The 25,345-nt window shown below is 43.3% G+C and carries 26 protein-coding genes; 8 read left to right on the forward strand and 18 right to left on the reverse strand.

Translation table 11 applies throughout. The annotated features are described in order from the left end of the window. Window positions 1-75: 75 nt before the first annotated feature. The 4 genes from A8C56_RS18230 to A8C56_RS18245 form a co-directional block, all read right to left on the reverse strand. Complete coding sequence (locus A8C56_RS18230) at window positions 76-1,326, reverse strand: sensor histidine kinase (RefSeq protein WP_067759240.1); 1,251 nt, start codon at window positions 1,324-1,326, stop codon at window positions 76-78. Next, on the reverse strand, window positions 1,323-2,000 hold the full coding sequence (locus A8C56_RS18235; protein ID WP_067759242.1) for a response regulator transcription factor: 678 nt from the start codon (window positions 1,998-2,000) through the stop codon (window positions 1,323-1,325). Before A8C56_RS18235 ends, A8C56_RS18230 begins: the two co-directional genes overlap by 4 nt. Window positions 2,001-2,331: 331 nt before the next feature. Next, complete coding sequence (locus A8C56_RS18240) at window positions 2,332-2,598, reverse strand: hypothetical protein (RefSeq protein ID WP_084490273.1); 267 nt, start codon at window positions 2,596-2,598, stop codon at window positions 2,332-2,334. A gap of 152 nt (window positions 2,599-2,750) precedes the next feature. Continuing rightward, complete coding sequence (locus A8C56_RS18245) at window positions 2,751-2,975, reverse strand: hypothetical protein (protein WP_067759244.1); 225 nt, start codon at window positions 2,973-2,975, stop codon at window positions 2,751-2,753. A gap of 353 nt (window positions 2,976-3,328) precedes the next feature. On the opposite strand from A8C56_RS18245, the gene A8C56_RS18250 reads away from it, so the two are divergent. After that, entirely contained in the window at window positions 3,329-5,095 is a 1,767-nt protein-coding gene (locus tag A8C56_RS18250; RefSeq protein ID WP_169818797.1) for a CocE/NonD family hydrolase, read from the forward strand. Between the two features lie 53 nt (window positions 5,096-5,148). Next, window positions 5,149-5,493, forward strand: a complete 345-nt coding sequence (locus A8C56_RS23970; protein WP_071609375.1) for a winged helix-turn-helix transcriptional regulator — start codon at window positions 5,149-5,151, stop codon at window positions 5,491-5,493. 340 nt (window positions 5,494-5,833) lie between these two features. Here the strand turns inward: A8C56_RS23970 and A8C56_RS18260 are convergent, their stop codons facing one another. The 7 genes from A8C56_RS18260 to A8C56_RS18290 all read right to left on the reverse strand — a co-directional run bounded on the left by A8C56_RS18260 (window position 5,834) and on the right by A8C56_RS18290 (window position 13,482). Continuing rightward, window positions 5,834-6,415, reverse strand: coding sequence for an OmpH family outer membrane protein (locus A8C56_RS18260; RefSeq protein WP_067759250.1), 582 nt, complete (start codon window positions 6,413-6,415; stop codon window positions 5,834-5,836). Window positions 6,416-6,497: 82 nt separating this feature from the next. Next, entirely contained in the window at window positions 6,498-7,010 is a 513-nt protein-coding gene (locus tag A8C56_RS18265; protein WP_067759252.1) for an OmpH family outer membrane protein, read from the reverse strand. A 127-nt stretch (window positions 7,011-7,137) separates the two neighbouring features. Further along, the gene (locus A8C56_RS18270) at window positions 7,138-9,870 is read right to left on the reverse strand and encodes a BamA/OMP85 family outer membrane protein (RefSeq protein ID WP_067759255.1); all 2,733 of its coding nucleotides are present in this window, start codon (window positions 9,868-9,870) and stop codon (window positions 7,138-7,140) included. A 176-nt stretch (window positions 9,871-10,046) separates the two neighbouring features. After that, complete coding sequence (locus A8C56_RS18275; RefSeq protein ID WP_245645570.1) at window positions 10,047-10,829, reverse strand: isoprenyl transferase; 783 nt, start codon at window positions 10,827-10,829, stop codon at window positions 10,047-10,049. A 62-nt stretch (window positions 10,830-10,891) separates the two neighbouring features. Beyond that, window positions 10,892-11,899 carry an aspartate-semialdehyde dehydrogenase gene (locus A8C56_RS18280; RefSeq protein WP_067759259.1) on the reverse strand — a complete coding sequence of 336 codons (1,008 nt, stop codon included), beginning with the start codon at window positions 11,897-11,899 and terminating at the stop codon, window positions 10,892-10,894. Between the two features lie 243 nt (window positions 11,900-12,142). Continuing rightward, window positions 12,143-12,448, reverse strand: a complete 306-nt coding sequence (locus tag A8C56_RS18285; RefSeq protein ID WP_067759261.1) for a hypothetical protein — start codon at window positions 12,446-12,448, stop codon at window positions 12,143-12,145. 107 nt (window positions 12,449-12,555) lie between these two features. After that, a complete protein-coding gene (locus tag A8C56_RS18290; protein ID WP_067759263.1) occupies window positions 12,556-13,482 on the reverse strand; it encodes a PfkB family carbohydrate kinase in 927 nt (308 codons plus the stop codon). A gap of 291 nt (window positions 13,483-13,773) precedes the next feature. Between A8C56_RS18290 and A8C56_RS18295 the strand changes: the two genes are divergently transcribed. Beyond that, on the forward strand, window positions 13,774-14,358 hold the full coding sequence (locus A8C56_RS18295; protein WP_067759266.1) for a TetR/AcrR family transcriptional regulator: 585 nt from the start codon (window positions 13,774-13,776) through the stop codon (window positions 14,356-14,358). 82 nt (window positions 14,359-14,440) lie between these two features. After that, window positions 14,441-15,124 carry a nicotinamide riboside transporter PnuC gene (pnuC, locus tag A8C56_RS18300; RefSeq protein ID WP_245645571.1) on the forward strand — a complete coding sequence of 228 codons (684 nt, stop codon included), beginning with the start codon at window positions 14,441-14,443 and terminating at the stop codon, window positions 15,122-15,124. Here pnuC and A8C56_RS18305 read toward each other — a convergent pair. Beyond that, window positions 15,117-15,770 carry a class I SAM-dependent methyltransferase gene (locus tag A8C56_RS18305; protein WP_169818798.1) on the reverse strand — a complete coding sequence of 218 codons (654 nt, stop codon included), beginning with the start codon at window positions 15,768-15,770 and terminating at the stop codon, window positions 15,117-15,119. The two genes, pnuC and A8C56_RS18305, sit on opposite strands and share 8 nt — an antisense overlap. A 185-nt stretch (window positions 15,771-15,955) precedes the next feature. On the opposite strand from A8C56_RS18305, the gene A8C56_RS18310 reads away from it, so the two are divergent. Continuing rightward, window positions 15,956-16,276: a c-type cytochrome gene (locus A8C56_RS18310; RefSeq protein ID WP_067759272.1), complete on the forward strand. Its 321-nt coding sequence runs from the start codon at window positions 15,956-15,958 to the stop codon at window positions 16,274-16,276. Between the two features lie 85 nt (window positions 16,277-16,361). Then, entirely contained in the window at window positions 16,362-16,697 is a 336-nt protein-coding gene (locus A8C56_RS18315) for a hypothetical protein (protein ID WP_067759275.1), read from the forward strand. Window positions 16,698-16,726: 29 nt separating this feature from the next. Here A8C56_RS18315 and A8C56_RS18320 read toward each other — a convergent pair whose 3' ends face one another. The 4 genes from A8C56_RS18320 to A8C56_RS18335 form a co-directional block, all read right to left on the reverse strand. Beyond that, the gene (locus A8C56_RS18320) at window positions 16,727-17,512 is read right to left on the reverse strand and encodes a glycoside hydrolase family 25 protein (RefSeq protein WP_084490275.1); all 786 of its coding nucleotides are present in this window, start codon (window positions 17,510-17,512) and stop codon (window positions 16,727-16,729) included. A 58-nt stretch (window positions 17,513-17,570) separates the two neighbouring features. Then, window positions 17,571-18,200: a hypothetical protein gene (locus A8C56_RS18325; protein ID WP_067759278.1), complete on the reverse strand. Its 630-nt coding sequence runs from the start codon at window positions 18,198-18,200 to the stop codon at window positions 17,571-17,573. A 383-nt stretch (window positions 18,201-18,583) separates the two neighbouring features. Continuing rightward, a complete protein-coding gene (locus A8C56_RS18330) occupies window positions 18,584-20,902 on the reverse strand; it encodes an alpha-L-rhamnosidase-related protein (RefSeq protein WP_067759282.1) in 2,319 nt (772 codons plus the stop codon). Window positions 20,903-21,064: 162 nt separating this feature from the next. Further along, window positions 21,065-21,283: a hypothetical protein gene (locus A8C56_RS18335; protein ID WP_157098031.1), complete on the reverse strand. Its 219-nt coding sequence runs from the start codon at window positions 21,281-21,283 to the stop codon at window positions 21,065-21,067. A gap of 205 nt (window positions 21,284-21,488) precedes the next feature. Here A8C56_RS18335 and A8C56_RS18340 point away from each other — a divergent pair, with 205 nt between their 5' ends. Beyond that, on the forward strand, window positions 21,489-21,767 hold the full coding sequence (locus tag A8C56_RS18340) for a hypothetical protein (RefSeq protein ID WP_157098032.1): 279 nt from the start codon (window positions 21,489-21,491) through the stop codon (window positions 21,765-21,767). A gap of 705 nt (window positions 21,768-22,472) precedes the next feature. On the opposite strand, the gene A8C56_RS24535 is transcribed toward A8C56_RS18340, so the two are convergent. Together A8C56_RS24535 and mnmE are read right to left on the reverse strand one after the other, a co-directional pair. Beyond that, window positions 22,473-22,709 (reverse strand): hypothetical protein, encoded by a 237-nt coding sequence (locus A8C56_RS24535; protein ID WP_157098033.1) that lies wholly within the window; start codon window positions 22,707-22,709, stop codon window positions 22,473-22,475. Between the two features lie 283 nt (window positions 22,710-22,992). Next, window positions 22,993-24,378: a tRNA uridine-5-carboxymethylaminomethyl(34) synthesis GTPase MnmE gene (gene mnmE, locus A8C56_RS18345; RefSeq protein WP_067759289.1), complete on the reverse strand. Its 1,386-nt coding sequence runs from the start codon at window positions 24,376-24,378 to the stop codon at window positions 22,993-22,995. Between the two features lie 169 nt (window positions 24,379-24,547). Here mnmE and A8C56_RS18350 point away from each other — a divergent pair, with 169 nt between their 5' ends. Beyond that, the gene (locus tag A8C56_RS18350; RefSeq protein WP_067759292.1) at window positions 24,548-25,330 is read left to right on the forward strand and encodes an NIPSNAP family protein; all 783 of its coding nucleotides are present in this window, start codon (window positions 24,548-24,550) and stop codon (window positions 25,328-25,330) included. Window positions 25,331-25,345 lie beyond the last annotated feature (15 nt).

Raw genomic sequence — 25,345 nt, forward strand, 5'->3', positions numbered from 1 at the left:
TGCTGCCCGATTTTGTAGAAAAATGGAATTCTACAAAGCAAAAAGTGTTCTTAACAAAAATTAAACAGGCGCTTCTCAGGAAAACAGCACGGTAAAGCAGTGCTGCCCATCTTTAAAGGTATAGTTTAGCTGATAGTCGTAAAGCTCTGCTATTTTTTTACAGATCTGCAACCCCAGGCCCATGCTCTTTGAATCGGCCGATTGCTTGTTAAAGCGGTGAAAAATACAGGCCGGATCCAGCGCAGCTCCTGCTGCGGTATTGCTGATGGAAAGCTCATTATTGAAAAGCGATACGGTTATGGTGCCGCCGTGCGGTGTATGCCTTAAAGCATTTGAAAACAAATTGCTCACCAGTATCTCTATAAGAGAACTGTTGGCTTTTACGGCAACAGTAGTAATATCCTGCACAATCAGGCGGAGCTTTTTTTCCTTCATCCTTCCGGAAAACTGCTCTTTATTATATTCAATGATTCTGGCAAGCAAGATCTGTTCTGTTTCAGGAAACTGATTATTTTCAATTTTAGTAAGCAGTAATAAAGAACGGTTCAGCTTTTGCAGCTTTCTTATCCCGTTTGTCAGTTCTTCTATAAGCCCTGCCTGTTCCCGGCTGACCGGGGTTTGCAGCAGCAGGTCCAGCTTGCTCTGAATAACGGCGAGGGGCGTTTGCAGCTCATGTGATGCATTTTCCGTAAATTCTTTTTGTGCCTTATACAAAGTGGCATTCCGGTGCAGCAGCAACTCCAGTGACCGGTTCAATTGCTGAAACTCGATGATCCTGGTATCCGTAAATTCCGGTACCCGGTGGTTATCTACACGGTAAAGCGATAATTTATTGAGCGTATCCTTAAAAGGATGAAAGATGTTTTTTGATAATTTCCGGTTGATCATAAACACTCCGATCAGCAGGAAAAATATAAATCCCAGCTGTAAAAGCAAAGTGCTTTTTACAAGATCCTCCCCCTCCAGCATTGATTTCTCAATCTGCACATGATAGTATTGTCCGTTGATGTGCAACACTGCTTCCAGTATGCGATGCTTCACCCATTCCTGATCATCCGGAATAAAGATATTCTTACTGTAAAAAGAATCCCGCGCGGGTTGTGCCGTTGCGGGTGTAATGGTGGTGCTATTATTATAAGAAGTGAAATCTTTCAGCGAACCGGTCTGCAGCTTTTTATTGATCCAGTTTTTTTCAAAGATCAACGCCTCATCCAGGTTATCGATCATGATATGCTGCACCAGTAAATAAAATAACGGCACCAAAAGCAGGGCCAGCAGTATAGTGTAAAGACTGTACCGGATTACTATGTAGCGGATCAGTTTCAAGTTACTTCAAATTTATAGCCCATACCATACACAGATTTCAGGTAATCAGCTGCACCGGCAGCGGCCATCTTCTTTTTCAGGTTTTTGATATGTGCGTAAATAAAATCAAAGTTATCATACAGGTCAGCGTCTGCCCCGGACAGATGTTCTGCAATAGCCGTTTTCGAAAGAACCCGGTTCTTATTCACTATAAAATAGATCAGCAGGTCAAACTCCTTCTTTGTAAGATCTATTGCCGTATCATTTACCCGAACCATACGGGATGCAGTATCTACTCTGATTTCGTTCAATGCCAGCTCATTGTTTCCATCAAACCGTCTGCGCCGGATCACCGCTGCAATACGGGCGCTTAGCTCCGGCAGGTAGAATGGCTTGGCAAGGTAATCGTCTGCGCCTGATTGCAACCCTGCAATTTTATCATCGATCGAATCCTTGGCTGAAATAATAATGATCCCATCTATGCGCTTATCCTGCTTCAATGTCCTTAATATCTTCAGACCGCTCCCGTCCGGAAGCATAATATCCAGCAATATACAGTCGTAGTCAAACTGATCCACTTTTTGAAGCGCATCCGCATAAGTAGACGCCGTTTCAACAGAATAGCTTTCCTGCCGCAGGTAAGTAGCAATGCTTTTACTTAAAGAAGCTTCATCTTCTATGATCAACACTTTCATGTGCTGCAAAATTCAGGAATAAAACTGAATGAATGCTGAATTCAGCAACAGCAAACAGAAATGAGCGCACAGTTTATTCCAAGCCTTAATGAATAAAATAGAATATTCAATACTGCCGGTTTTATAATGGCGCAAATACGTGAATAAGCGCCAAAGGCGATCTGTTTCTATTTTGAAAGAAATCTGCTGCGTTGTATTGATCCGCGTCGCTTTCTTCGGCGCTCATTTCCGCCAGAATGCCATCCTTTCGGGCGGTGTGCCGGTACGTACGGAGAACAGGTCTGTAGTTAAATATTCTGCAGACTTATGTAATAGCCGGGGGCAGTACCGCTTAAAAATGCACGTTCAGGATGCTGTTGAGCGGAAGCAGCACTCCTCCTTTTAGCGAAATATGATTTTCCGTAAGCGACCAAACAGTAGTTTCCACAGATCTGGGGCCAGCTGTTGTATTGAAGGTAATGGTAGTTTTACTTTTAAACTCATTCCCCAGGCGTACCGCGTAATTCAAATGTTGCTTCCAATAATCGCTCCGGTCTTCATCTGCAGGGACAATATGATAAGTTTCAACTTCTTCCTTTGGTATCAGATTTTCAAACATAATCCAGTATTCAATAGTTCTTACCAAATTTACTGGTATTTATGCTTTTGCGTATAAATTTACTTCATAAATCCATAACCGGACTGAAACCGGTATCAGTGTAGAGGGCAAACGCATAAATATCTAAAAATATTTTCCCGGGTCATAGAATCTTAATACCGTTCCCCGTTCACCTGGTATTTTCTCAGCCGGTTTGCTGCACGTTGCTGTTTGGCAGCTATCTTATTTTTTTCATCGCAGGATAAGTAACCATCAAGATTGTATTTTCCAATAGCATACCGGATCGACTCCTGCTCTTCCATCAGCTTATAATATTCCTTTTCTGTTAAACGGCCTTTCCTGTAAGCAGCCTGGATATTTGCCTTTTGATTCCGCATAACCTTATAAAAGTTTTGAGCATATCCTGATGGGGTCAATCCTATACATAATAGGATCAGAAAAAACACCTTATAGACCATGATCCTCATTTTTAAAAGTATTGAAATAAAACAGCATAAAGCTACTATGCATTTCTGATCCGGTCAATCGTTTAAAACCCTGATTTTTTTCTACAGGTTTTCCCTGAGAACACCCCTGCAGAAGTTACCGCCCGTCAAAAAGTTTCCGGATTGCGGTATAAATAAACCGGATTGCAGTAACTTGTTGTACAAATACCCTCTATCACACATTCCGTATCAACATGAAAAGAATCACATCTTTCTGCTGTTTGTTCTTTATTATGCTGTTTTCAATGGCACAGCAAACCCCTGCTCTTTATACGGTCACCCGGGAAATGATCCCTATGCGGGATGGCGTGCGCCTGTATACCGTCATCTGCAAGCCTGTTAACAATAGTGGTCCGATGCCTATACTAATGACGCGTACACCTTATGGAGCAGGCAGGGCCTTACCAAATGACAGTACCATTGATTTAAGCAATAACCGGTATGGGAAGGAGCAGTACATACTGGTGTACCAGGATATTCGTGGTAAAAACAACAGCGAAGGGGAGTTCCGGATGCACCGCCCCGTAAATGATCCTGCCCAAAAAGGAACCATTGATGAAAGCACCGATACTTATGACACTATTGACTGGCTGATAAAAAATGTAAAAGGCAATAATGGCAAAGTGGGCATCCACGGCATTTCCTACCCCGGATTTCTTACCTTAACAGGTAGTGTGCATCCGCACCCGGCTCTTAAAGCTGTTTCACCTCAGGCTGCCATGGGTGACCTTTTCCTGGGAGATGATTTTCATCACAACGGTGCTTTCCGGTTAAGTTATGGTTTTGAATATTCTTACAGGATGGAAACAGAAAAGGATAACAGCCAGTATTTTCCTTTCAAACAATTTGATCTTTATGACTGGTACCTGCGCCTTGGCTCTTTAAAAAATGTAAATGAAAAATATTTTAAAGGCAAAGTGCCTACCTGGAATAATTTTGTAAAGCATCCCAATTATGATACTTTCTGGCAATATGATTCTCCTTTGCGTTATTTAAAAACCGCAGCGGTTCCCACCCTGCATATAGGAGGTTATTACGACCAGGAAGATATTACCGGCCCCCAGCTGATCTATGAGCAGATGGAACGCTCAGATTTCCAAAAATGGAATCACCTGGTGCTGGGACCCTGGTACCATGGACAGTGGGAAGGAAAGGCTGACAGCATCGGCCGGATCGCGTTTACAGTAAATACCGCTGATTTTTACAAGGCCCTGGAACTGCGCTGGTTCAACTATTATCTTAAAGGGATCGGTGACGGGAATTTTGATGAGGTATATGCGTTCCAAACAGGTAGCAACCAATGGAAATCTTACGCCACCTGGCCGCCGAAGGAAACGGTTATAAAAAAGTTATACCTGCAACCCGACAGAAGCCTTTCTTTTGTGAAACCTGCTGCGGCAAATGGCGCTGTAACATATATCAGTGATCCTGCCCACCCTGTTCCTTACCGTGCATTGCCCATACAGGCCACTTACGGCCCCAAAAGCAGGTGGCGCACCTGGCAGGCAGAGGATCAGCGGTTTGTATATAACCGGCCGGATGTAGCCTGCTTTGTAATGGATTCACTTACAGAAGACCTTACTGTTACCGGAAAGATTATTGCACATTTGGTTGTCTCCACAACAGGTACCGATGCCGACTGGATCGTAAAGCTGATTGATGTATATCCCGATACAGACCCCACAGATCTTGAAATGAGCCAGTATCAGTTGCCGGTAGCCATGGAGGTTTTCCGGGGACGTTTCCGCAAAAATTTTTCCAGCCCTGTTCCAATGGTTCCGGGCAAAGCAGCAACCATTGCCATAGACCTGCACATGATCAATCATACCTTTAAAAAAGGGCACAGGGTAATGGTACAGGTACAAAGCACCTGGTTCCCGGTTATTGACCGCAACCCTCAAAAATTCATACCCAATATTTTTGAGGCAAAGGAATCAGACTTTATTAAGACCACACAATCTATCCGGTGTAACAGCAGCGAGCCAAGCTATATTGAGCTTCCTGTACAATAAAACGGGTGACTATCATTAATAAAATTATTTATTTTCACATTATCTTTGGTTGGATGAAATACAGATCTTATTGCCCTCTTGCCCGGTCACTTGACGTAATCGGAGATAAATGGACTTTGCTTGTGCTACGCGAAATCATTACATTTCGACGAACGACTTTTAAAGAAATTTCGCAGATGCGGGAAGGAATTGCCACGAATATCCTTGCAGACCGCCTGGGAAAACTTACAAAAGAAAAACTATTGCAACGCAGACAAAGCACTACCAATAAGCTGATTTATCATTACCTGCCCACTCAAAAAGCGCTGGATCTGTTACCGGTGGTACGGGAATTAGCAGATTGGTCCTCAGATCATCTTTTTGGGAAAAAAGAAACACCTGCCAAACTGGAATTGTGAGCGGTTATCATTGCCGGTGCTTTTCATATTGATTCCTCCTACGGTTCAGACGAAAGTATTAAACGATACAGGCCGCTGAAATCAATTCATAAAGGAAACATTCTTCAGGACTGACGATTTGTGTACAAAGATCGTTCTGATGAAGACACATATAAACGGAAGTGATATTTTAATCAGACTTAAAAGCTTTTCGTAAGGATTACCGGATATCAGGGAGAGCAAGAACGCAGTGCGGTAACTAATCCGTTTTGGTAGTTTCAACTGCCGCCTGTAAAACCGGAAGGCAAAAAAAAGGAGCCTTTAAAAAGGCTCCCTGGTTATAGAATAGTATCTGTTTTTATTATTTCTTGGCGGGTGTTTTTGCCGGAGTGGTAGCAGCCGGTTTTTCCGCAGCTCCACCAGCGGGTGCATTGGAATTCTGGTCTACCTTAATTCCTAATCTCTGTGCCACCGGAATGGAAAGGTTATCTGCATCCGGAGCTATTAAGAACGCCTCCTGATCCAGGACATAGGTATATCCTTTTTCTTTTGCAACAGCTGTGAGCGCCTGGTGCACTTTATTGTATAAGGGCGCCAGCAGCTGTTGCTGCTTTCCCTGGATTGCGTTGCCTGCAATTTGCTGCCAGTTACCTAAAGTAGTTTGCAAATCATTTAAATCTTTTTCCAAGGCGCTTTTTACGGAAGCAGATGTTTTCGGATCTTTATAAGTGCTGTCCTTTGTTTTAAACTCGTCATACAAACGGGTATATTCGCCGCCCACAGAATCCTGCTGGAATTTCTGCATTTGCTCCTGGATACCTTTAATTTCCGGAAGGCTGTACACCAACCCGTTCATATTTGCATAGCCGATCTTTTGGGCTGAAGCCGATAAGCCTGTAATAACAAAACCTGCTACCAATGCAAGAACTTTTATTTTTTTCATTTACTTTTTTGTTTGTTTATAATTTTATTTGTTTTCTATGATGATCGTATGAATAAGAACGTTGCCTGTTCAGTTCGCTATGTTATTTTCCTGTCAGAACTTTCAGCACCGCATCACTCTTATCCAGCTTTGGGTCGGCAAATATAATAGATTTTCCTTCACTTTTATCCAGAACCAGGTCGTATCCGTTATCTATGACCAGTTTTTGGACAGCCCGGTTCACTTTTTCCTGCAGAGGCTGCATCAGCTCCTGTCTTTTTTTAAACAGATCTCCCTCAAAACCAAAGCGCTTTTTTTGCAGGTCGCGCAATTCCTTTTCTTTGTTAAACAGGTCTTCTTCTTTTTTCTTGCGGGCTTCCGCGCTTAACATACTCTGCTGGGAATCATAGTCATCGTATGCTTTATCCAGGATCGCCTGCTTGTCATCAATCTCTTTTTGCCAGTCTGCAGCCGCTTTATTAACGGCGTCCTGCACCTGTTTGTATTCAGGCAGCTTATCAAAAATATAACGGGTATCAATGATAATATATTTTTGGGCAGATACAGATGCTGCCGTGATCAATAACCCGATAGCCAGTGCAAATAGTTGTTTCATTCGTATATTTTTTATTTTTCCGGGGATTGCATCTCTTATAGATCCCTGTACAGCAGGGGATTATATATGTGATACTTCTCCGGATCTGTGTACTCCTTTAAAGAGATGTAAAAAATCGTTAAAAGGTTTACTCCGGTTCAAAGCCAAGCATAAAGGTGAACTTGCCCGCATTCTTAAGTCCCTGACCCGGCATCAGACGGTCAAGCCCGATACCGTAGTCAAATCCGAGCAAGCCAAACATGGGCAGGTAAAAGCGCATCCCCAAACCAACGCTGCGCCGTAAACGGAACGGATTATAATCTTTATAATCATGCCACCCGTTAGCTGCTTCAAAGAAAGCAAGGCCATAAATCGTGCTTCCCGGGTTGGTAACCAGCGGATACCGCAATTCAGCCTGGTACTTGTTAAAGATAATGAACAGATCGCTCATAATGCTGGTGGTACCGTTGTCCGGATTTACACGCGGATCAGAACTGGTAAAGATCGGATAGCCCCGCAGTGCCACAATGTCAAAACCGGTCAGCGAATAAGTGGTATTCATGCCCGCATCTCCCAGTTGGAAACGTTCAAACGGCGAATAGCCCAGGTTTTTATTATACCGGCCCATAAAGCCATACTTGGCAGCTAGTTTTAATACAAACTGTTTGTTTTTATCCTCCCCGGTCGGGCGGCCCAGCGGAACATACCAGGTAGCGCCAAAGCGCCATTTATGATATTCCACATTTTCGTATTCCTTTCCGGGTTTATATCCTCCGCCCCACAGGGAATAAGGGGGTGTTGCCTGAACACTGGCGGTCAGTTCACTACCGCTCCGCGGGAAAATAGGATCTGAAACAGAGTTGCGGCTTAAAGCGATCTTCAGGCTGAAGTTATTGGATTTACCGGTTTGAAAGGGCAGCCCGTAACTAAGTCCCATATTTCGTACATCATATTTGGTGTAGGAAAGGATATAATTGATCGTAAACCAGTCATCCGGCCATTTCAACTGTTTGCCAAGGCCCACACTGATGCCGTTTACAGTAAGAGAGGAAGTGTCTGAGAAAATATACCGGTTGGTGGAATAATCGTATCCGCCCATATGATATTTACTGTTATTATACGCAATAGTCAGCGAATTACGTTTTTTTCCTCCCAGCCAGGGCTCTGTAAATGAAAAGTTATAGGATCGGTACATTTTTCCGTTGGACTGTACACGCAGGCTTAATTTTTGACCATCACCTACCGGTAACGGATCCCAGGCTTCCTTTTTCCAGATGTTCCGTATGGAGAAATTGTTAAAGGTTACCCCTAAGGTTCCCGTAAGGCCAATACCTCCGCCCCACCCGGCAGAAAGTTCCAACTGGTCTGAAGATTTCTCCTTCAGCTTCCAGTTAATATCTACTGTTCCGTCGGCCTGGTTGGGAACCGGTTGCGGATTGATCGATTCCTGCTCAAAATAATTCAGCGTATTCAGCTCACGTATAGAACGCATCAGGTCTGTTCTGCTGAACAGTTCTCCCGGAATGGTTCTTAGCTCCCTGCGGATAACATGATCCTTGGTGCGCTCATTCCCCATGATCGTCACATTCTTGATCCGGGCTATAGGCCCTTCAACAACACGGATCTCATAATCAATCGTGTCATTATAGATCTTTGTTTCAACCGGGGTTACATTAAAGAAAAGATATCCTTTATCATTGTAGGCAGTTGTAATATCATACTGATCCTGGCTGGGCTCAATGCCCAGTCTTTTGTTTAATATGGAAGCATCATAGGTATCCCCTTTATTGATCCTCAGTATCCCGTTCAATATAGTATCAGAAAATTCCTTATTCCCCTTCCAGGTAATATTGCCAAAATAATATTTATGCCCCTCGGTTACCTTAATGTCTACATACATCTTGTTGTCCTGGATCACCTGGGTATCTGCAAGGATCTGTGCATCCCGGTATCCTTTGGCATTGAAGTATTTCAGCACTTTCTCTTTGTCTTCCTCATATTTCTTGGGGTTGAATTTTGAAGAGCTGAAGAATTTGAACCGGAAATAAGGGTCCAGCACTTTCAGGGTCTTGGACCCTGTTAAAAACCCCCATTCTTTCATATATTCATTAAAGGAGTATACCTGCTTGGGACCGTAGGGGCTCACATACCTGGAAGGATACAGTGACATTTTGGTCATTTCCTTTGTGCCCTTCATCTGCTTCTTTAATTTCATTGATCCTACATTTTCGTTTCCGAAAAAGTTGATCTCATCAATCTTTACTTTTTTCCCTTTATCGATCTTTATAGTAAGAGCATTGGAATTGGGGTAAACAGGGTCTTTCTTTTCTTCCAGTGTGGTTTCCACATCATAAAATCCTTTTTCCTCAAAATAGTTTTTTACTACCTGCCGGATATTCTGCCGGGTATTTTCGGAGAGAATAGACTGTTTTACCAACCCGATCTTTTTGGTAAGATCTTCGATTTCCGTTTTTTTAACTCCCTCAAATTTAAAACTGCCCAAACGGGGCCTTTCCGTAACAGCTATTTCAATGCTTATTTTATCATTATCTACATGCGTAACGTATACCTCCACATCAGCAAAGAGCTTCTGTTTCCAGAGGTTATTGATGGCACGGGCAAAAATATCAGAGCCGGGGTATACAAATTTCTGCCCTTTCTGCACACCTGAAACAGATAATATGATGGACGAGTCGAGATAGGCGGCGCCGGTAATTTTCACATCTGCCACAGTATATTCTCTTGGCTGTGTATTTTGTAAAAATTCCTGTAATCTTGGATCAACAGATGTGACCGGGGTGGTGTCTACCTGAGCAAAAGCATGATTTACCGCAAAAATGGATATAATTAAGATACAAACTTTGTATGTAGAAAAACGCATATAATGGTTAAAGTATTACGGTAATCAATTTTATTGCGCAAAGCAGGAGCCTATCAATTTTCCAACTCCCCTTTCCATCCCATTGCGGCGGCAAATTAAAGGTAAAATTTGGAAACTGTATGTTAAAAAGAACCTGTATTTATCGTAATTGCAGCTTTTTATAAACAAATAGGTATTTATTGTGTTACTTGCGCTGATGTTTTGCCAAACCGGCGTTCTCTGTTCTGATAATCAAGGATTGCCATATAAAGATTTTTCTTCCGGAAATCAGGCCACCGCACATCTGTAAAGTATAATTCAGCATAGGCCAGCTGGTAGAGCAGAAAATTGCTGATTCTGTATTCCCCACTGGTGCGGATCATCAGTTCCGGGTCCGGGAACTCACTGGTGCAAAGGTATTTCTGCAACACATCCTGGTCAATGGCTTCCACTGCCAACCGCCCGTGGCGCACTTCATTGGCTATATTTTTTACAGCATTCAATAATTCCCAGCGGCCGCTGTAACTTAAGGCCATGATCAGGTTCAGGCCCGTATTTTTCGCGGTGATCTCTAATGCCTCATTCAGCTCCTGACGGGCGTAATCCGGCAACATGCTCATATCTCCTATTACATGCAGCCGGATATTGTTTTTATGCAATACTTCTGCCTCTTTGCGGATGGTAGATACCAGCAGTTCCATCAGCCCTACTACCTCATACTCAGGGCGATCCCAGTTCTCCGTGCTGAACGCATACAGGGTAAGATACCCGATGCCCAGTTCTGCACAGCCTTCTACAATATCCCTTACGCTTTCGACCCCATGATAATGCCCGAACAGCCGGTCCTGGCCCTGTTCCTGTGCCCAACGCCCGTTGCCGTCCATGATAATAGCAATATGATGGGGGAGCCGTTCTTTGTCTATTTGCTCCAATAAATCCGACATAGAAGATGCAAAGTAACAAAATAGTTGACAGTTCATAGCAAATAGTTCATGGCAGCACCGATTGGCCTTACCATGAACTATGAACCATCAACTATGAACTAAATTAAATTATTTGCAGCCAGGTACTCGGCAATCTGTACGGCGTTGGTAGCGGCACCTTTACGCAGGTTATCACTTACCACCCACAGGTTCAGGGCATTGGGCTGCGATTCATCCCTGCGGATCCTCCCTACGAATACATCATCTTTTTCATGGGCATCCATGGGCATCGGATATTTGTGATTTGGCAGGTCATCTACCACAATAACACCGGGTGCTGTCTCCAGCAGATGGCGTACTTCAGCCAGGTCAAAATCGTTCTCAAATTCAATATTTACTGCTTCGCTATGGCCACCCATTACCGGAATACGAACGGTTGTAGCAGTAACCCGGATAGAGTCATCCCGCATGATCTTTTTGGTTTCGTTCACCATTTTCATTTCTTCCTTGGTATACCCGTTATCCAAAAAGACATCGATCTGGGGAATCACGTTCAGATCAATAGGATACTTATAGGCCATTTCATAGCTGCTCTCTTTTCCGGCTACTTCCTTATGACGCTCACCTTTTAACTGCTCAACCGCTTTAACGCCCGTGCCTGTAACACTCTGATAAGTGGCTACCACTATGCGTTTGATCTTATAGGCTTTATGCAAGGGGGCCAGTGCCACTACCATCTGAATGGTGGAGCAGTTGGGATTGGCAATAATTTTGTCATTGCTGGTCAGCACATCTGCATTGATCTCCGGAACCACCAGCGGAACCTTCGGATCCATGCGCCATGCAGAAGAGTTGTCAACAACAGTAATGCCCGCCGCTGCAAATTTGGGCGCCCATTCTGTTGAGGTGCTTCCACCAGCAGAGAACAACGCCACATCCGGCTTGGCGGCAATAGCCGCTTCCATACCTGCCACTTTATATTTTTTACCCCTGAATTCTACCTCCCTGCCAACGCTTTTTGCCGAAGCAACGGGTATTAGTTCAGATACCGGAAAATTCCTTTCGGATAAAACCTGCAACATTTTGGTGCCTACCAAACCTGTGGCGCCTACAACGGCTACTTTCATTGTTGTTTATTTCGTATTTTATGTTAAAAAAAAGCCTCCCGTATTTACGGAAGGCCTGTTAAAAATTTATGTTAAAGACACAAACACCACTGACCTTCCATCAGGGACACTTTTTAGTGGTTTTTGTATGCTTCATTTTACTTGCCATCTGAACAAAAATAGATACAGAACAGATATCATCCAAATATTGGAAAATTTTTTTTTATATAATTGATCCTAATACGGATGAAAAGACCGGCAGGATTACCTGCTTTTTACAGGAACTGCCATTCTTTTTTTGCTAAAGTAGCCCGTTTTATTTATCAGGAACCACATAATGGTAAACGTTGGAATAAAATCTGTTCCCGGCAGCGCTTCTTCTATAAAATTAAACAGCCCCCCTGTTATGCCTTTTTTGCCACCAAATGTAAATGCAAAGATCAGACCCGAAACAGGCGCCCACAGAATATCGCCCAACTCTCCCAGCCCCGGAACAGCATAGGTCAAACAGCCGATCGCATCCATAACAAGACAAAACAAGAGCGAAGGTGATTTTTGCGTTTTATCCATTTTTATTGGTTGTTTTCAGATAAGAGCGCAAAAAGCGGTTACGGGTTGTATGGAAGCAGTTAGCATACACTGAAAAACTGATAACTGACAGCTAATGACTTCCTCCCTTACAGATCCAGACCGGTTTCAAAACTCGTAAGCTCCCTGAAGAGTTGAATACGATCATTCAGCTCCTCTTTGGCCAGCTCTTTTAAACGGGTATTGCCGAATTTTTCCACGCAGAAGCTGGCCATGGCAGAGCCGGCGATAATGGCTTTCTTCATATTTTCAAAGCTGATATCCCCGCTCTTTGCCAGATAGCCTATAAAGCCACCAGCAAAGGTATCGCCCGCGCCTGTAGGATCAAAAACCTCTTCCAGTGGAAAAGCCGGTGCAAAGAACACCTTATCTCCATGGAACAACAGAGCCCCGTTCTCTCCTTTTTTAATGATCAGGTATTTAGGACCCATTTCCCGGATCTTCTTGGCGGCCTTGATCAGTGAATACTGTTGTGTTAACTCGCGTGCCTCGGAATCATTCACCATTAAAAGATCTACCTTTTTTAATACTGCTTCCAGATCCGGCATAGCGGTTTCCATCCAGAAATTCATCGTATCCAGCACAATCAGCCGGGGCTTTTGCTTCAGTTGCTCAATAACACTGATCTGCAGTTTGGGCATCAGGTTTCCCAGCATTAAAAAGGCTGCTCCCTGGTAGTTATCCGGAACCCTGGGATCAAAATCTTCCAGCACATTCAGGTCCGTAATCAGTGTATCGCGTGTATTCATATCCTGGTGGTACAATCCTTTCCAGAAAAAGGATTTTTTGTCGGCCACTTTTTCAACACCCTCCAGCTGAACTCCTCTCTGCTGTAAAGATTCCAGTTCCTCATCCGGAAAGTCATATCCGATGATGGAGATCTGCTGTACAGGCTTTACAAAGTAACTGGCGGCATAGGCTGCATACAGGGCAGAGCCACCTACAATTTTGTTCACTTTTCCAAAAGGAGTTTCTATGGCATCAAAAGCCATGGTACCAACAGTAATTAACGACATGAAATTATTTTTTATTAAAATACGGCGGCAAAGGTAGGATTTATTAGGCAGCGATTAGCGTTTACGGGCTTTTTGATGAGGGCAGATGTATGAAATATAATGTCGCCACAGATTCACGAATAAGGATAAACCCGAAGTTTTCAGTCTCAATACCACCAATAATACGCCAAAGGCGCATTCGTGTATTTGTGGCAGACTGATACGTCTGCCGTGGCTTTTGGGTTTTGTATTTTTCTATGCCTTTTAAAAATTACTTGCCCGTTTTTTCTATAAAAAGCATAGTTTTGGAACATGGCTACCAGTACACGCAAACGTTCGTCAAAAAAAGAAGAAATTTTAAAAACTGCGGCCCGCATGTTCAGGGAGAAAGGCTATGCCGGAACTTCTATGCGCGACCTGGCTGAAAAAATCGGCATTGAAGCGGCCAGCCTGTATAATCATATCCAGTCAAAAGGCGAAATTCTTGAAGAGATCATTTTTTCCATTGCCCGCGATTGCCAGGAGCAACTGGAAAGTATGAACCCGTCAGATACGGCATTACAAAAAATTGAATCGCTGGTCCGCTTTCATACAAAAATGATGATCGATCACTTTGAATCTTATTCTGTAATGGTGAGCGAATGGATGCATCTCGATGATGAGAAACTGGGCGATTTTGTAAATGAACGCCGCCGTTATGTGAAAAAAATTGAAGCGATCGTTCAGGACGGTATCGATAATAAAGAATTCAAGCCCGTGCTGCCTTATGTAGTGGTATTAAATATTCTTTCCTCTGTGCGCGGACTGGAATTCTGGCAAAAAAGCGCCAAGACCCATACCGCAGAAGAGATGGAAGAAAATATGGTAAAACATCTTATTGACGGGTTAAAGCTTTAAAAAACTTGTACCGGGACTTTTTAAAGTAATTGCAGGCCATTTGCCCGGAAGCGAACGCTGTTTAGCTGCAACAACAATTTCCTTGGCTACTATTTTTGACATCCGGAATGAATTTTTCAATATCATGGGCTATTCCATGAGCTATATTGAATTTTTCGGGGTAATAACAGGGCTGGCTGCTACCTGGCTTTCTGCAAGAGCCCATATCATCAGTTGGCCGGTGGGTATTGTAAATGTGATCCTTTCTTTTATTCTATATTACCAGGTGCATCTTTACCCCGATATGATGCTGCAGCTTTTTTTCTTTATTACCAATATTATGGGCTGGTGGCGTTGGTCGCATCCCAAAGAAGAAGAAGCCGATACCAAAAAAGAATTAAAAGTAAGCTTTATGAAGCCGGCTCAGCGCATGCTTACTTTGGCCCTTACCGTTACCGGCACCCTGCTATTAGGCAGTTTTGCGGGGCATTTGCATCATTGGTTCCCGGGCGTATTTTCTGCACCAAGCTCCTATCCCTTTGCGGATTCTTTTATAATGATCATGAGCATTCTGGCTACCTTTTATATGATCCAGAAAAAAGTTGAGTGCTGGATCATCTGGCTGCTGGTAGATCTGGCAGCTACGATCTTATACTATGTAAAAGGGATCCGGTTTTACAGCCTGGAATATCTCATCTTTACGGTCATTGTTACTTTTGGGCTCATTCACTGGATCAAAGAGTACCGGTCTTATTCCAATCATCCTGCATCATCAACGATCACCTGATCTTTTGTACAAATAAGAACTCGGCAAAACCCATCAGATCCCAGAAAATATTACCCTGCAGTTTTCTGCCCCTTGCCCAGCTTCCTAAAATACGCAAAGGCATTGTGATGAGATACGCTGCATTTCTCCGGACACCGGAGGAAATGACACGACAGCCTCCTGATTCAAAAATTGCCTGCAGTTCTTTAACAGAATAGATACGTACATGCGTAGGATCATCATAAAAATTAAGCGTTCCGCGCATTGAAGGCAGCTTTGTGCTTCTGGCACCGGGGTATTCTATATAAAAACAGCCCCCTTGTTTTAACTTAGGGATCAGGTGCTTTACCACTTCATCCCCGTTTTTCAGGTGCTCTACCACATGGGCCATTCTCACAAAATCAAAATAATTATCCGGGATCATTTTATAGTCCAGTTTGGTAAGATCCATTTCATAAAAAGCGGTCATGGCATCAAAATCAGACGGATCATTCTGGTAACTCTTATCCAGGTCTATTCCATGATATTCACAATTGGGAAACAGCTTTTTTGTTTTTGAGGCAGAATGGTTGCCGGCTCCAACATCCAGTAACCGGAAGGGTTTAGAGCCAAAGCACTTTTTCAGGTAGATATTCTTAGGTGTCAGTTTTTGAATAGAAGGGTACACCAGATTTTTTGCCGATAAAAATAGGGGTTTTTAACAGGCACCCAATTATGCATTGGCTCTGTTATGTTATAAAAACGTTATAAAGAATCCGTTACATAACGAAAGAAGACTGACTCCATGCAAAAATAATTGTCATAAAATTGTAAGTTGGCTTATTTCTTGTTATTTTTAATAAAAATACATTTATGAAAAAAATAATCATTGGCGCCTATATTGTTTTAATGGCTGGTGTTGCCTGTACGCCAAAGGCATCCCCTTCCGCTGTTGCTGCAAGCGCTGTACCTGAGGCCAGTGCCGTAAGCAGTGATGAGGCTGCCATCAGCGCGGGACAGGTGATTTTTACAACCAAGTGCACCAAGTGCCATGCAGCCAAAACCGAGGCAGTTACCTCAAAGTCCTATGATGAACTGCGGCCTGTATTAACATCAATGGTGAAGAAGGCCAAGCTGAACAATGAAGAAATTCAGCAGGTCTCTGCGTACGTTTATGCAAACTCCAAGAAATAAGCGATCCGTTTAAAAAACTTTGCCTCCTTTAACAAGGAGGTTTTTTAATTTTACAAATTATCTAATCTGATTACGTTCATTAAGTATGAAAAAATTGGTACTCCTGTTTGTGATGTTTGCTGCATTTGCGGTTATATATAGCTGTTCCCATAAAACTGCGCCTACCATTCCCAGCAGGCCTGTTGAAGCGGTTACCGGTAACAAACCTGATACAGCGGATCTCTCATCCAGCGACCCACTTGTTGCAGGAAAAGCTATTTACGAAATAAAGTGTACCAAATGCCATCAGAAAAAGAACATAAGCGACTGGACGCAGGAGGAATGGAAGCCGATCCTGAATTCAATGGTTAAGAAATCAAAACTGAATGATCTTGAAATTTCGCAGGTTACACAGTATGTAAACGCAAATGCGAAAAAATAGCAGCACCGGCGGCCCTCATACTGCCGCCTTTATTTTATAAGCATTGACCGGAAGGCGGCAGTATCGCCATTAAAAACATTAAAATCCACATAAGCATTGATGCCGTTCACATGGCCGGCATCATTATGCTGCCAGATGAGCCAGCTCCGTTTTACCCGCGGCTTTCGTTTTTCATAATAATGTGCCACCCATAAGGGGTAGCCGTCAAAATTCCGGCCCAGGTTTTTTTCATAAAAATCGGCATTGGTATACAGTATGGGCTTTACTTTATAATGCGCTTCTACCAGATCCAGCCAGATTTTTGCGCCTGCCTGTATAACAGCAGGTGGCAGGTTACTGGCCTGCTCCACATCTAACACCGGGGGCAGATCTCCGGGGGAAAGAGTAACATTTCTTATAAAATTTGCTGCCTGTTTCCGGGGGTCTTTAGAAGGGATAAAGAAGTGATAGGCCCCGCATGGAAGTTTTACTTTCCGGGCCTGTTTCCAGTTTCTTTTAAACTGCTCATCTGTATCCTTTTCTCCTTCCGTTGCTTTTATAAACGCAAAACCGATCCTGATGTTATCAATGTTCATGGCTTTGACAGCGTCCCATACAATTGTTTTCTGGTAGCGGGAAACATCAATACCATGGATGGCATAATCAACAGGAATTTCGATACCAAATTGAGGGTATTTTTTTACTTCCAGTTCCGGCTTGTGAAAAATTAATAAGACACCCGTTAATATTGCCAGTGCTCCCAGGAAAGCAATAAGCGCCCGCCGGGCAGGGCTCAACTGCTTTTTCCTTTTTTTTCTTTTTTTTCGCACTGCCATAAAAAAACGGGCTCAATCATTGAACCCGGCAAAAATATCTGATTCCCGTTTATATCTTTTATTTATGGCTGAATTTTGCCTTAAATGTACTTTTCCTGTTCTCAATATCATCCAGGGCCTGCACTACTCCATTCAGCTTCATTATTTTAACCAGTCCCTCTCCTCCTGTTTCATAATCAAAGGCAGAACTATAGATAAAATCAGATGCATAACGTACAATACGTTGCTGTACCGGGATATTATGAACCAACTCCAGGTGCTCTGCAATGCTTTCAGGGCGACTCAGATCCAGGCTGACCAGCTCTCTAACAGGCTGCCATACCTCCAGCTTTTTATGGGTCTTTAAAAATCCGGAATTCTTTTGAAAATGCTCCATCAGCCATTGCTGCCGTTCGGCAGGCTCATTCAAAACGGCTTCTATGATCTTTTCCGTAGTAAATTGTTTAAAGCTTTTTCTTATATCTTTAAGGGAAGTGTTCTTGTGTGCCTGGCAAACCAGGTACAGCTTATTAGACATTAAGCACCAGCCATATACAATAAGTCCCTTGGTGTTTATATAGTGGTTTAAACTATGCACCGCTATCTGCTTATATACGGGTCGTATAAAGACATCGATCAGGTCAGCCGTTTCCAGCGTTATCAAATAACATCCATGATCTTCAAACGATATAACACGTTCCGCGTCCATACAAACGATCTCAATCTGATTATTTTTACTTTTCTACCAGTGGTAATTCCCCATAGGAGAATATTAAATATTAATTAAATGTTAACTAATCCAAATACGGCAAAACTTGTTCCAATTCTTGCTAATTAGTAAACAAATTTTAGTGATAACATACCTCCCAATGCTATTCAGTTAATAATCAGCAGTTAATAATACAGAAGATCCGGAATCAATTTATTTTTTATATTTTACCTAACATGCATCCGGATATTGTATTGCCTTTGTTTAAGCAAACAGAGGGCCGCTGCATAAGAAAACCGGGCAGTACCATTCTGCCGGAAATGAATCTAAAATTTCATTTTTTTTAAATAGGATAGTGGATCACTTGTATGTATGTTCCCCGGTTAATTTGCCTGATGATAATGAACTTCCCAGACATCTCTCCCCGCACGAACTTCTTTAACCATCCAAAAATCGCCATCGGGCAAACCGACGATCCGTTTGCCGTTCCTGAGCAGTACATCTGATGCAGACCGCCGGGGTAAATAAACAACGCCCTGTGTATTAGCCGGCAAACGGGTTTGCAGCCGAAAGAACGTAGCCTGCTGATCAAAAACAACCGCAACTTTCCCCCTTAAAGTAGCCAGTTGCAACCCGGCATGGCTCAATGTGCCAGGGCGGGGTTTTATTGCTATGGTACCAAAAGCGGGTGATAAAGGAGTTATGCCCATCAGCTTGCCAACAATAATATTTGCCGGCGCAGCGCCCCAGGCATGGTTCCAGTCCTGGTTGCCTTTGTATTCCGTATCCCAGGCTTCGGTTGTCATGGTAGCGCCTGAACGGATCATGTTATACCAACTGCGTTTGCCTGTTGCTGTTAAAAGCCTGAGGCCATAGCCTGCGTTATTAGCATCATACAATGCATCCATTAAAAACTGTGCACCATATACGCTGCAGGCCATTCCTCTTGATTGGATAAAAGATAAAACGTTGGGTTGGATTTCAGGAGGAACCAGGCCAAAAGCAAGCGCCATCATATTAGCATGCAATGAGCTGTGCGTAGTTCCTTCGCCGTCTTTTACAATTCCTGAAGCGGGATCAATAAAGCTGCGCTGAAATGCCTGTTTTACCTTAGCAGCTTCGTGTTCATAAAATGTCGCATCCTCTTTTTTACCTAACGCCTTTGCCAGTTTTTCCATACAGATCAGGGCCTGGTAATGAAATGCGTTCACTACGGAATTATAATCAGTAAATTCAAAACCATCCGTTTCTCCCATTGCTGTTGCAGGTAAACCCACACCGCCCCTTTGCGGCCAGTCCACAATATCACGCAACACTGTTTTGCCATCAAAATGTATCAGGTGAATGGATTTGGCAAAATTACTGTCCTGTTTGCCGGTACGGGTGCTGATCAATCCATCAGGACGAGCCAGGGCTAATAAGGTTTTTGGCCTCAGTTCTGCATAAAGATTTTTTACGGTTCGAATATCGCCGGAATAGATATAATCATTCCAGGCAATCAGTAAGTTCTGCAACGACCATTCTGCAGGCCAGGTTGCATGATAAACGAGATATTCCAAAGACCTTTTGGCCATATTATATTCCGCATCCGTTGCATAATGCGACAACTGGTTAATGAGCGCATCGGCTTCATAAGGTGTACGTTCCCGGTCTCCATCAACATAAAACCCTGTAAAGCTCGTGGCTTTCATGGTGTATTTACACAAATCCCATACTTTGTTCAGCACCGTATCCGAACTTTCAAATTCAGTAGCCGTATCATTAAAAATATAGTTTACAGCATATCGTTCCGGATTAATTACCTGAACTCCCGTATTGGTTTTCTCTACTTCCACATACCTGAAAGGCAATACCTCGCCAATATATGCAGGCATATGGATTGCCCTGGGGCCTGTATTGAGCTTAGCGGGCTTAAATACAGGACAATACGGATGTCTTCCTTTTTTTAATGGGATCTCTAACAGTTGATAACGCAGGGTACCTTTGGGCTTTTTTTCCACGCATCCCATATTATCAAGGGCCTCACCCACATGGATGCGTAAGGTATCCTGATCACCAACCGCGTTTACAACCAGACTTAACTGGCCAAACGCATCTTTGCCAAAATCGTAAAGGCTGTTTCCATTGCCTAACCGGGTCTGAACCAAAGGCTGCTGTGCCGATTTTACCAGGGGTGTATAAGGTGTCTGATAAGGCTTCAAAATGCTGTCGGTAAGAAAAGCAGCTGTTTTTGAAAACGGTGAAGATATTTTTTTATTATCCCAGATCTTTACTTTCCAATAATATACCGTATTGGGGTTAAGGTCTTTTCCATTGTATTCAACATTTAATTGCTGATCCGATGCTACCCTGCCGGAGTTCCATACATCTCCAATGCCGGATTGAAGCTTTTGTGCCGAAGAAGCAACCAATACCTGATAAGCGGTTTGATAAGCGCCCCGCTCACCACTGTTTATTACCCAGGAAAACCGGGGTCTCGAGCTGGCTATACGAACTGTTTGATAAATGTTTCTGTTCGTCCTCGCCTCCTCCGGATCCATATTTATCACAAAGCCATTTTGCCATACCTTATCCGTATTCAATACCAGATCTACGCGTAGTTCGGTTGGTGCCGCTGTTTGCTGTGCGCTTGTATCAATTACCAGGGTTAGTGCAATTAATAAAGTTAAACAGCAGTATGTTTTACGGCAAAAGAGTATCATTAGTTTTCAAAAATTTAATGTGTACTGCAATATCGAACTTAATATTAAGTAATTTCATAAAATTAATGCTTTAAATAATCCTGAATTACGCCATCTTTTGCAAACCTTCCCACTTTACCTTCCATTTTTAGGAAAGCCGGGATTATCAGATGGGCTCCTGTCTCACCCTGCGCACATCATTGCTATTGCAGTTAAAAGATCGCCATTGCCCGGCAAATAAAGTGTTAATTGCTGATCCTGATAATTATGACCATTGAGCAAATAGGTATTCTTTTGCGAATCCATGAAAAGTGCGTCCAAAGCCTGTCCGGGTCGGTTCAGTCTTGCCGGTGTCATAGCCATCATGGGAAAATACCATCCCTGGTTCCGGGCCAGTACCACACTTTTAATATCACCTCGTATAAACCTCCGGGTTACCCTTTCAGGTAAAGGAACAATCTGCGTTTATTATGTTACCGGAGATATAGTTTCCCGGTCATTTAAATAAAATGCAATTTACTCCTGCATCCAATTTGCAGACAATGGAAACAGGCTTAACATTGTATAAAGGTGTTACCATAAAACTGTTTTGCTCAATTATTGACCCATGTCCCACACCAGGCTTTCTTCTGGAACGTACACTTTACGGATGCTATGGGCAATCCTGTTGATGGGTTGCACGTACCGGCTGTACGCCCAAAAATCATTTACGCTCCATGCCAACAGCCTGGACAAAAACATAGACCTGTCGTTTGTATTTGCCGACTGGTATTTTCATCCCGGTGATCTGCAACAGCCTGTTGTAAGCACACAAGGCTGGAAGGTTTTGCCCGCTGCTGATTTCGGAAAAAGGAACGCACCGCGCAACTGGAAAGGCTTCGGATGATTTGGGTTGTGGCTGAAAGCAGATAAAAAAGAGCAAACGGGCGAATAAAAACAGGCTCTTTTATTTTGATTATTCCCGGTACTTTATTTGAATAGCGAGAAGGTGCGATAGTAACCGGATACCTGATACAAAGAAAAAAAACTTCATTCCATATAAATAATTAGACTACCAATAAAATGAAAAAACAAATAATATTTCACTTAACTGCAAGCCTGTTGCTGTTATCTGCCTGCAATTTCCAGCGCGGGCACAAATAAAGACCTGCGTACAGGGTTATCGTATCACTACAACGGCTCCGGGTAAATGATGTGTATTGGCGGATTCTATTGGTGGAAAATTACCCGGCAACGAAGTGCCTAATAACAGTCGTGTCGGGTTGGTCGTAGCCGCATTTCAGGTTTTATGCTGAACAATGGAAAAGTATTTCCCGGTTTTGTTATAGACCTTACCAATAAAGACGGAAACCCGGTAATGATGAGAACTCCACCGGACTTGTTTGCTCAAAACAGCGGTTTTACAGAGAAAGAAGCGTCCACCCTTTGGGTTCTGTCAAAATCATGGCGCCCATGAAGACCGGGGTAACTTATCATCTGGCGGGGCATCTTTGGGACAAAAATAATTCCTGCAATCCCGTGGATGCCGAAACGGAGATTGTAGTTAAATAACCCTCAGAACACAACCGCAGTTATGGATACAGCAAATAAATCAGTTTGTTTCGCTTGTGACAGACGTTTGCTGAACCCCGGAGACGGTAATCTCTGATTGCTCTAATACCTGTTGTTTGGTGGCCAGGATGGCTTTGGTAACTTTTTGCTCTTTCAGGCGTTTCTTGTAATTGCTACTTGCGCAGGCATGAGAGCAAAATCTTGTTGTCGTTTTCTGTGCAACGAACGGTTGCCGGCAATGCTGACAAATTTTTTTGAGGCGAATGTTCGAGCTCATTTTACTCCTTTTTAAAGCAGTCTGCAACGTATGGTAAGCTCTATTGAGCTGACACCAACTGTCGCCAACTGCCAGTTAATGACTGGAACTGCCTGTAGCTGCCTCTACCTCCCCGACCTATCTAATTGTACCTTTTTCTAAATGTATTTTTGGAAGCAAGGTACAAAAGAGGTACAACACATCCATAAAAGAGCGGTAAAATGCAGTAAATTAACTTTGTAATAAATTGCATTTCAAATAGTTAGTAAAATGAAGTAAAACTGTGTCAACTGAAATAACCCCGTTACTTTCCAATGCAGAACTTCCCGAATATCGTTCCCAGTATATCCCTGTCCACTTCTACCTGGCCGGTGATCTCACCCAGATAATGCAGCGCACGCCGGATATCGATCGACAACAGATCGCCTGTAAGATGCCGCTTCATGCCTTCTTCAATCGCATTAAGGCTCTCCATCATTTTTGAAAGCGCCTCATAATGGCGGGCATTGGTAACAATACTGTTCTCTGTTTTTATGGTTGTACCCACAGCTTTATCATACATCCGTTGTTTTAATATATCAACGCCCATATTTTGTTTAGCGCTGATAGCTATGGCGGAAGGCGAAATCTGCTTTCCTGAAGGTCGCAGCTGATCAGTTTTATTCAGCACAGTGATGGTTTTACCGGCATAAGGCTTCAGCCACCTGATCGGAGTAGTGTCAGGGTCTGTAACGTCTGTCAGCAGCAAAATAATATGTGCCTTTTCTGCATTTTGTTTGCTGCGCTCTATACCAATGCTCTCTATCTGGTCTGTAGTATGTTCCCGGATACCGGCTGTATCAATCAGCCGGAACAATACTCCGTTTATATTTAACGTTTCTTCAATGGTATCCCTTGTTGTGCCGGCAATATCACTTACTATAGCCCGCTCTTCATTTAACAAGGCATTTAAAAGGGTGCTTTTCCCCGCATTGGGCTTCCCTATAATCGCTACACTAACCCCGTTCTTAATAACATTCCCAAGACGAAAGGAATCCAGCAACCCTGAAACCCGGGCTCTGAGATCTGAGATCAATTCCTGAAACTGCTCCCGGTTGGCAAACTCCACATCTTCATCACTAAAATCCAGCTCCAGCTCTATAAGGGCCGCAAAATTGATCAGCTGATCCCGTAGTTTGCCAAGATCCCCGGAGAAACCGCCCCGCAACTGCTGCAACGCTGCATGTTGCTGGGCGCGACTGTCGGCAGCAATCAGGTCAGCCACCGCTTCTGCCTGTGCCAGATCCAGCTTTCCGTTTAAAAAGGCCCTTTGTGTGTATTCTCCTGCTTTTGCATTCCTTGCTCCTGCGGTTATGGATGCTTCCAGTATTTTCTGAAGAATATACGGAGAACCATGCCCGCTGATCTCTACCACATCTTCGCCCGTATAGCTTTTTGGGCCCCGGAATATGGTAACCACCACTTCATCTATCAGCTCCGGATCACCGGCATCATCCTTCAATACAGGATGCACAATATGCCCAAAATGCACCGTATGTGACTTTTGACCGGCCAGCTTTTTGCCTTTAAAGATCTTGTCGGCGATCAATATGGAATCAGCGCCGCTAAGCCGTATAATACCAATAGCGCCAATGCCCGGCGGGGTGGCAATTGCAGCAATTGTATCTCCTAAACCAGCAAGTGCATTCATGCTCCAAATGTAAGCATTCACCGGCAGATACCTGGTAGTGGTGACATTTGCAGGTTGTTATCAGTAGTTCCCGTATATTCTTATTACTGCCCTTTTATAAAGATGCGGGGTTTATGAACATCCTTTATATTTACACTGCAAACAGGGTTTGTCTGCTAAAAGAATTTTTATGAAACAATTATTTACCGGGATACTGCTTTTACTGATCGCACCATCCATTGCCAGGGCGCAGCGGGTACCGGCGGTGCGTGAATATTATCAGCTGACCGTTTATCATTATTCCACTACCCGGCAGGAAGAAGAACTGGACCGGTATTTGCAAAACGCATTGGTACCGGCCTTACATAAATTAAGGCTGATGAGAGTAGGTGTTTTTAAGGCACTGGACAATGATACGGCTTTGCAGAAAAAGATCTATGTGCTGATCCCTTTCCGCGGGCTGGAACAATGGTCGCAACTGGACCAACGGCTATTGCAGGACAATGGTTACCGCCATGCTGCCGGGGATTATATGAACGCACCCAATAAAGCCGGGGCATATGACCGTATGGAAACCATTTTAATGCGTTCTTTTTCCGGTGCACCAACGCTGGAAGTGCCTCAATTAAAAGGTGACAAAAACGATCGGGTGTATGAATTACGCAGTTATGAGAGCACTACCGAGAAGCAATTCCGCAGTAAAGTAAAAATGTTTAATGCGGGAAATGAGATCGGTATTTTTAAACGCCTGGGCTTCAACGCTGTTTTTTATGGCGAAGTGCTGGCGGGGTGCAGGATGCCCAATCTTATGTATATGACCACGCATGAAAACAGGGCCGCAAGAGAACAAAACTGGAAAAATTTTGGCAATGACCGGGATTGGAAAAACCTGAATTTGCTGGAAGAATACAAAGACAACGTATCTCATATTGACGTTACTTTTTTAAAGGCAACTCCTTATTCTGATCTTTAAGGCAACAGAATTTCA

It is taken from the genome of Niabella ginsenosidivorans (assembly GCF_001654455.1).
GTDB lineage: Bacteria > Bacteroidota > Bacteroidia > Chitinophagales > Chitinophagaceae > Niabella > Niabella ginsenosidivorans.

Bases quoted from the DNA above. Each gene is read 5' to 3' on its own strand.
- A8C56_RS18235 (WP_067759242.1), bottom strand. From the start codon at position 2,000: ATGAAAGTGTTGATCATAGAAGATGAAGCTTCTTTAAGTAAAAGCATT.
- A8C56_RS18240 (WP_084490273.1), bottom strand. From the start codon at position 2,598: ATGTTTGAAAATCTGATACCAAAGGAAGAAGTTGAAACTTATCATATT.
- A8C56_RS18245 (WP_067759244.1), bottom strand. From the start codon at position 2,975: ATGCGGAATCAAAAGGCAAATATCCAGGCTGCTTACAGGAAAGGCCGT.
- A8C56_RS18250 (WP_169818797.1), top strand. From the start codon at position 3,329: ATGGCACAGCAAACCCCTGCTCTTTATACGGTCACCCGGGAAATGATC.
- A8C56_RS23970 (WP_071609375.1), top strand. From the start codon at position 5,149: ATGAAATACAGATCTTATTGCCCTCTTGCCCGGTCACTTGACGTAATC.
- A8C56_RS18260 (WP_067759250.1), bottom strand. From the start codon at position 6,415: ATGAAAAAAATAAAAGTTCTTGCATTGGTAGCAGGTTTTGTTATTACA.
- A8C56_RS18265 (WP_067759252.1), bottom strand. From the start codon at position 7,010: ATGAAACAACTATTTGCACTGGCTATCGGGTTATTGATCACGGCAGCA.
- A8C56_RS18270 (WP_067759255.1), bottom strand. From the start codon at position 9,870: ATGCGTTTTTCTACATACAAAGTTTGTATCTTAATTATATCCATTTTT.
- A8C56_RS18275 (WP_245645570.1), bottom strand. From the start codon at position 10,829: ATGAACTGTCAACTATTTTGTTACTTTGCATCTTCTATGTCGGATTTA.
- A8C56_RS18280 (WP_067759259.1), bottom strand. From the start codon at position 11,899: ATGAAAGTAGCCGTTGTAGGCGCCACAGGTTTGGTAGGCACCAAAATG.
- A8C56_RS18285 (WP_067759261.1), bottom strand. From the start codon at position 12,448: ATGGATAAAACGCAAAAATCACCTTCGCTCTTGTTTTGTCTTGTTATG.
- A8C56_RS18290 (WP_067759263.1), bottom strand. From the start codon at position 13,482: ATGTCGTTAATTACTGTTGGTACCATGGCTTTTGATGCCATAGAAACT.
- A8C56_RS18295 (WP_067759266.1), top strand. From the start codon at position 13,774: ATGGCTACCAGTACACGCAAACGTTCGTCAAAAAAAGAAGAAATTTTA.
- A8C56_RS18310 (WP_067759272.1), top strand. From the start codon at position 15,956: ATGAAAAAAATAATCATTGGCGCCTATATTGTTTTAATGGCTGGTGTT.
- A8C56_RS18315 (WP_067759275.1), top strand. From the start codon at position 16,362: ATGAAAAAATTGGTACTCCTGTTTGTGATGTTTGCTGCATTTGCGGTT.
- A8C56_RS18320 (WP_084490275.1), bottom strand. From the start codon at position 17,512: ATGGCAGTGCGAAAAAAAAGAAAAAAAAGGAAAAAGCAGTTGAGCCCT.
- A8C56_RS18325 (WP_067759278.1), bottom strand. From the start codon at position 18,200: ATGGACGCGGAACGTGTTATATCGTTTGAAGATCATGGATGTTATTTG.
- A8C56_RS18330 (WP_067759282.1), bottom strand. From the start codon at position 20,902: ATGATACTCTTTTGCCGTAAAACATACTGCTGTTTAACTTTATTAATT.
- A8C56_RS18340 (WP_157098032.1), top strand. From the start codon at position 21,489: ATGTCCCACACCAGGCTTTCTTCTGGAACGTACACTTTACGGATGCTA.
- A8C56_RS24535 (WP_157098033.1), bottom strand. From the start codon at position 22,709: ATGAGCTCGAACATTCGCCTCAAAAAAATTTGTCAGCATTGCCGGCAA.
- mnmE (WP_067759289.1), bottom strand. From the start codon at position 24,378: ATGAATGCACTTGCTGGTTTAGGAGATACAATTGCTGCAATTGCCACC.
- A8C56_RS18350 (WP_067759292.1), top strand. From the start codon at position 24,548: ATGAAACAATTATTTACCGGGATACTGCTTTTACTGATCGCACCATCC.